This is a genomic window from Streptomyces sp. CC53, assembly GCF_001865245.1.
Classification (GTDB): domain Bacteria; phylum Actinomycetota; class Actinomycetes; order Streptomycetales; family Streptomycetaceae; genus Streptomyces.
Genome location: NZ_MKXB01000075.1, coordinates 1 through 6,008, shown reverse-complemented (window position 1 = coordinate 6,008; position 6,008 = coordinate 1). Strand labels below are relative to the sequence as shown.

Genomic DNA, 6,008 nt, shown 5'->3' with positions numbered 1-6,008 from the left:
CCGCCGGGGCGCCGGGAACGGCGTGAGGGGCGGGGACCAGCGTGGTCCCCGCCCCTCCGCTGCCGCCTCCGCGGCGGCGCGTCAGTCCTGCTGCGCGCGCTCGCGCATCTTCCTCAGCAGTTCCTGCCGCTGCTCGTCGGCGGTCCGGCGGTCGGCGGCGGACGCGGTGCCGCCGCCCTGCCGCTGCGCGCGGGTCAGCTTCTTGCGCTGCCCGCCGACGCCGAGCAGGTTGTTGCGGTTCTTGGCCATGACGGAGCCTCCCTTCGGGGTGAGAAGTGATCCTGGACACATCAGGCGGGGCGTCGCGGGCTCAGGCGGCCCGGCGCACTCTCACTCGTAGATCGGAAGGAAGGAGTACATGCGGAGCACGCTACCGACCCGGCGACGCACCGGCACCCTGTTTTCCGGTCCCGTGGACCCTCGCTCGGCCCTCCGCCGGGCCACCCCCCGGCGGCGTCACGGGAGGGCGTCACGGGCGCAGGCACCCGTCACGGCTGCCGGGCGGGTCTTCGGCGGGCCGTCGACGGCGGGCGGCGCGTGCGGACCGCCGCGACGCCGATGCCCTGGCCGCCCTCCCGCAGCGCCGGACCCGTGCCGGCACTCGCGGCGCCGGCACACGGCGAAGCCCCCGGTCCCTTCCGGAACCGGGGGCCTGAGCCGTACGCGTGCGGTGCGTCAGCAGCCGATCAGGCGGGAGGCGAGGTAGCCCTCGACCTGGTCGAGGGAGACGCGCTCCTGCTTCATGGAGTCACGCTCGCGGACCGTCACCGCGTTGTCCTCCAGGGTGTCGAAGTCGACGGTCACGCAGAACGGCGTGCCGATCTCGTCCTGGCGGCGGTAGCGGCGGCCGATGGCGCCCGCGTCGTCGAAGTCGATGTTCCAGTGCCGGCGCAGGTCGGCGGCGAGGCCCTTGGCCTTCGGCGACAGATCCGCGTTGCGGGACAGCGGCAGGACCGCGACCTTCACCGGCGACAGGCGCGGGTCGAGCCGCAGCGAGGTGCGCTTCTCCATCTTGCCCTTGGCGTTGGGCGCCTCGTCCTCGACGTACGCGTCCAGCAGGAAGGCCAGCATGGCGCGGCCGACGCCGGCGGCCGGCTCGATCACGTACGGGGTCCAGCGCTCGCCGGCCTCCTGGTCGAAGTACGACAGGTCCTGGCCGGAGGCGCGGGAGTGCGCGTTCAGGTCGTAGTCGGTGCGGTTGGCGACACCCTCCAGCTCGCCCCACTCGCTGCCGCCGAACCGGAAGCGGTACTCGATGTCGGCGGTGCGCTTCGAGTAGTGGGAGAGCTTCTCCTTCGGGTGCTCGTACCAGCGCATGTTCTCCTCACGGAGACCCAGGCCCGTGTACCAGTTCCAGCGCTGCTCCATCCAGTACTCGTGCCACTGCTCGTCCTCGCCCGGCTTGACGAAGAACTCCATCTCCATCTGCTCGAACTCGCGGGTGCGGAAGATGAAGTTGCCCGGCGTGATCTCGTTCCGGAAGGACTTGCCCGTCTGCGCGATGCCGAACGGCGGCTTCTTGCGCGACGTCAGCTGCACCTGGGCGAAGTTGGTGAAGATGCCCTGGGCGGTCTCGGGGCGCAGGTAGGCGACCGAGCCGGAGTCCTGGGTCGGGCCGAGGTGGGTGGAGAGCAGACCGGAGAACTGCTTGGGCTCGGTGAACATGCCCTTGTTGCCGCAGTTCGGGCAGTTCAGGTCGGTGAGGCCGTTCTCGGGCAGACGGCCGTGCTTCTCCTCGTACGCCTCCTCCAGGTGGTCCGCGCGGAAGCGCTTGTGGCAGGAGGTGCACTCGGTGAGCGGGTCGGTGAAGGTGGCGACGTGACCGGACGCCTCCCACACCTCGGAGGCCAGGATCACCGACGAGTCGATGCCGACGACGTCCTCGCGGGACGTGACCATGTAGCGCCACCACTGGCGCTTGATGTTCTCCTTCAGCTCGACGCCGAGCGGCCCGTAGTCCCAGGCGGCACGCTGACCGCCGTAGATCTCGCTGCAGGGGTAGACGAAGCCACGGCGCTTGCTGAGGCTGACGATGGTGTCGATCTTGTCGGCGGCCACGGTGCTCTCTTCATTACGACGACGACGAAGCGAATGCCTCACATTAGCGGCGCGTACGGCCCCGGGATCAAATCGGTGGGTGGTGCGGGCCACTTGACCCGTTTGTTGACAATCGTTTCCAGCAAAGTTGAAAATGAGTGTCATGAACGTACGACGCTCCATATCCGCCGCCACCGCCACCGGGGCCGCCGCCCTCGCCCTGGTCACACTCTCCGCCTGCGGCGGCTCCTCCGCCGCCGGCGAGCAGAACAAGGACGGCAAACTGGACGTCGTCACGTCCTTCTACCCGATGCAGTTCCTGGCCGAGCAGATCGGCGGCGAGCACGTCGCGGTCACCACCCTCACCGAGCCGGGCACCGAGCCCCACGACCAGACGATCACCGCGCGCCAGCGGGTCGAGCTGGAGAGCGCCGACTACGTCCTCCACCTCACCGGAGTCCAGCCCGCCGTCGACGACGCGATCAAGGAGGCGGGCGTCGAGCACACCGTGGACGCCGCCACCCTCACCGAGCTGCACGTGCACGGCACCGGGGGCGACGGCCACGACCACGGCGGCGCGCACGAGGGCGAGACCGGCGAGCACGGCCACGAGCACGAGGGCGACGCCCACGCCGACGAGCACGCGGGCGAGGCGGACGCGCACGGCCACGAGGCCGAGGAGCACGGCGACGCCCACGAGGCCGAGACCGAGGGGCACAGCCACGAAGCGGCCGAGGGCGGCGCCGACCCGCACATCTGGCTGGACCCGACGAAGTACGCCGAGGTCGCCGAGGGCGTCGGCGAGAGCCTCGGCAAGGCCGACCCCGACCACGCGGCCGACTACAGGAAGAACGCCGACGCCCTGGTGAAGAAGCTCAAGGCGCTGGACGCGTCGTTCACCGCCGGGCTGAAGAACACCGACACCAAGACCTTCATCACCACCCACTCCGCCTTCGGCTACCTCGCGGAGCGCTACGGCCTGAGGCAGGAGGGCATCGCCGGCCTCGACCCCGAGTCCGAGCCCAGCCCGGCCCGCATCAAGGAACTCCAGGACGTCGCCAAGCGCGACAAGGTGACCACCGTCTTCTTCGAGACGCTCGCCAGCGACAAGACGGCCAAGACCCTCGCCAAGGACACCGGCCTGAAGACGGACGTCCTCGACCCCCTGGAGGGAATCACCGACAAGTCCGCGGGCGCTGACTACTTCGCGGTCATGGAGGCCAACCTGGCCGCACTGCAGAAGGCGCTCGGCGCGAAGTGACGCGCTCCCCCGGCAACCCCCTGGAGGCACGGTGACCAGCGAGCCGCCCGTCATATCCGTCGAGGCCGCCACCGCGGCGCTCGGTTCCCGTCCCGTCCTGCGCGGCATCGACTTCGCCGTGCGGCGCGGCGAGGTCGTGTCGCTGCTCGGCGCCAACGGCTCCGGCAAGTCGACCGCCGTCCGCGCCGTGATCGGCCAGGTGCCGCTCACCGGCGGCCGGATCGCGCTGTTCGGCACCGAGCTGCGCCGGTTCCGCGACTGGGCCCGCATCGGATACGTACCGCAGCGCACCACCGCCGCCAGCGGGGTGCCCGCGACCGTGCGCGAGGTCGTGTCCTCGGGCCGGCTGTCCCGTACGGGGCTGCGCTGGCCGTCCCGGGCCGACCGGGCCGCCGTCGAGCGGGCCATCGAGCTCGTCGGGCTCGCCGACCGCGCCAAGGACTCCGTCTCCGCGCTGTCCGGCGGCCAGCACCAGCGGGTGCTGATCGCCCGGGCCCTCGCCTCGGAGCCCGAACTGCTGATCATGGACGAGCCCATGGCGGGCGTCGACCTGGCCAGCCAGGAGGTCCTCGCCACCACCCTGCGCGAGCAGGTCTCCCAGGGCACCACGGTGCTGCTCGTGCTGCACGAGCTGGGGCCTCTGGAGCCGCTGATCGACCGCGCGGTGGTCCTCAGGGACGGCTGCGTCGCCCACGACGGGCCGCCTCCGGAAGCCGTCGGGCAGCACGCCCTGCCCGGCCACGACCACGTCCATCCGCACGCGGCCGACGAGCCGCTCCGCACGGGACTGCTGACCTGACCATGGAATTCCTCGACCACGCCTTCATGCAGCGGGCCCTGATCGCCGCCCTGCTGGTCGGTGTCACCGCGCCCGCCGTCGGCATCCACCTCGTCCAGCGCCGCCAGGCACTGATGGGCGACGGAATCGGCCACATCGCGCTCACCGGCGTCGGCCTCGGCTTCCTGATGTCCGCGAACCCGGTGTGGACGGCCGCGCTGGTGTCCATCGCCGGTGCCGTGCTGATGGAGCTGATCCGGATGTACGGCAGGACCCGCGGTGACATCGCCCTCGCCCTGCTCTTCTACGGCGGCATGGCGGGCGGAGTGATGCTGATGAGCCTCTCCGACGCCGGCTCCAACGCGAAGCTGGTCACGTACCTCTTCGGCTCCCTCTCGACGGTCTCGGACGAGGACGTCGTCGCGATCTGCCTGCTGGCCGCGTTCGTCGTCGCCGTGTCGCTGGGGCTGCGGCGGCAGCTCTTCGCCGTCAGCCAGGACGAGGAGTTCGCCCGGGTCACCGGCCTGCCCGTGCGGGCGCTGAACCTGCTGGTCGCCGTGACCGCCGCGGTCACCGTGACGGTCGCCATGCGCGTGGTCGGGCTGCTGCTGGTCAGTGCGCTGATGGTGGTGCCGGTCGCGGCGGCGCAGCAGCTGACGCGCAGCTTCCGGGCGACCTTCGCGGTGTCGGTGCTGATCGGCGTGGCGGTGACCCTGACCGGCACGGTGACCACGTACTACCAGGACGTGCCGCCCGGCGCGACGATCGTGCTGCTGGCGCTCGGCGTGTTCGTCCTGTTCACGGCGCTCGCCGCGCCGCTCGCCCGGCGACGGGCCAGAGCGGCCGAGGCCGCGGTGCACCCCGCGCCCCGGGGGGCCGGGGAGGCGGACGAGGTGCGGGTCTGAATCACGGCTGGCGGGCCCCGGCACCGGGCCTGGCAGAATGGCCCGACGTACGAGCGAAGTGAACGAGCGGGCCGAGGGCAAGGAGACACCTGTGGCGACGGCAGGATCCGGCGTACGCGGCCGGTCGACCCGGCAGCGCGCCGCCGTGGCGGCGGCGCTGAACGAGGTGGACGAGTTCCGCAGTGCGCAGGAGCTGCACGACATGCTCAAGCACCGCGGCGACTCGGTGGGGCTGACCACGGTCTACCGCACGCTGCAGTCGCTCGCTGAGGCGGGCGAGGTGGACGTGCTGCGCACGAGCGACGGCGAGGCCGTCTACCGGCGCTGCTCGTCCGGCGAGCACCACCACCACCTGGTGTGCCGCAGCTGCGGCAAGGCCGTCGAGGTCGAGGGCCCGGCCGTCGAGGAGTGGGCCGACGCGATCGCGGCGCAGCACGGTTTCGTGAACGTGGCCCACACGGTCGAGATCTTCGGCACCTGCGCGGACTGCGCGGCGGCCCTGAAGGACTGACCACACCGTCACGGTGCCCCCGTCGACCTCCACCGGCCTTTCGCCCGGAGGCCGGCGGGGGCTTCGTGCGTACCGCGCGGAAGCCGGCCGGCGGCTGCCCTGCCCGGCGGGCGGGCCGTGCCAGGGGCCCTGCACGAAGGAGACTCCGCGTACCCGTCCGGTGCCGGGGGTGCAGCCGGGCGGCCGTCCGGTGCCGACCGGGCACCTCCCGGGGACGGCGCCCCGTGCGGTGCGCGGCCGGGCCCGTACTGCGCCGGGCAGGCTTCCCGGCCCTGTCCGACGGCCGGGGGCTCTCTGCGTTCCGGCTGCGCGGGGGCGGCCCCGCCCGATCGCCGCAGGTGTCGGACGCCCGGCCCGACCGGGCGGATCCCCTGGTGGGCCTCTTCGCCCGGCGGTACGCGGCCACAGGCCCGCCCGTACGCCGCCGGACCCCCGCCCCGCGGGCCTGCGGGGCCGATGGCCGTGCGGGCTCCGTGGGCCCGGTGCATCCGGCCGCGCGACAGGCCGTACACCGCT

6 protein-coding genes are annotated in these 6,008 nt (G+C 72.4%); 4 read left to right on the top strand and 2 right to left on the bottom strand.

Annotated features, from left to right (window positions below; genetic code table 11):
- Nucleotides 1-81: 81 nt before the first annotated feature.
- Together BJP40_RS34045 and BJP40_RS06925 are read right to left on the bottom strand one after the other, a co-directional pair.
- Nucleotides 82-249, bottom strand: coding sequence for a DUF6243 family protein (locus tag BJP40_RS34045; RefSeq protein ID WP_175499804.1), 168 nt, complete (start codon nt 247-249; stop codon nt 82-84).
- A 426-nt stretch (nt 250-675) separates the two neighbouring features.
- Entirely contained in the window at nt 676-2,058 is a 1,383-nt protein-coding gene (locus tag BJP40_RS06925; RefSeq protein WP_071265074.1) for a glycine--tRNA ligase, read from the bottom strand.
- A gap of 142 nt (nt 2,059-2,200) precedes the next feature.
- On the opposite strand from BJP40_RS06925, the gene BJP40_RS06920 reads away from it, so the two are divergent.
- The 4 genes from BJP40_RS06920 to BJP40_RS06905 all read left to right on the top strand — a co-directional run bounded on the left by BJP40_RS06920 (nt 2,201) and on the right by BJP40_RS06905 (nt 5,492).
- A complete protein-coding gene (locus BJP40_RS06920) occupies nt 2,201-3,298 on the top strand; it encodes a metal ABC transporter substrate-binding protein (RefSeq protein WP_071279487.1) in 1,098 nt (365 codons plus the stop codon).
- A 31-nt stretch (nt 3,299-3,329) separates the two neighbouring features.
- Nucleotides 3,330-4,097 carry a metal ABC transporter ATP-binding protein gene (locus BJP40_RS06915; protein WP_071279485.1) on the top strand — a complete coding sequence of 256 codons (768 nt, stop codon included), beginning with the start codon at nt 3,330-3,332 and terminating at the stop codon, nt 4,095-4,097.
- 2 nt (nt 4,098-4,099) lie between these two features.
- Entirely contained in the window at nt 4,100-4,981 is an 882-nt protein-coding gene (locus tag BJP40_RS06910; protein WP_071279484.1) for a metal ABC transporter permease, read from the top strand.
- A 91-nt stretch (nt 4,982-5,072) separates the two neighbouring features.
- Nucleotides 5,073-5,492 carry a Fur family transcriptional regulator gene (locus tag BJP40_RS06905; RefSeq protein ID WP_071279482.1) on the top strand — a complete coding sequence of 140 codons (420 nt, stop codon included), beginning with the start codon at nt 5,073-5,075 and terminating at the stop codon, nt 5,490-5,492.
- Nucleotides 5,493-6,008 lie beyond the last annotated feature (516 nt).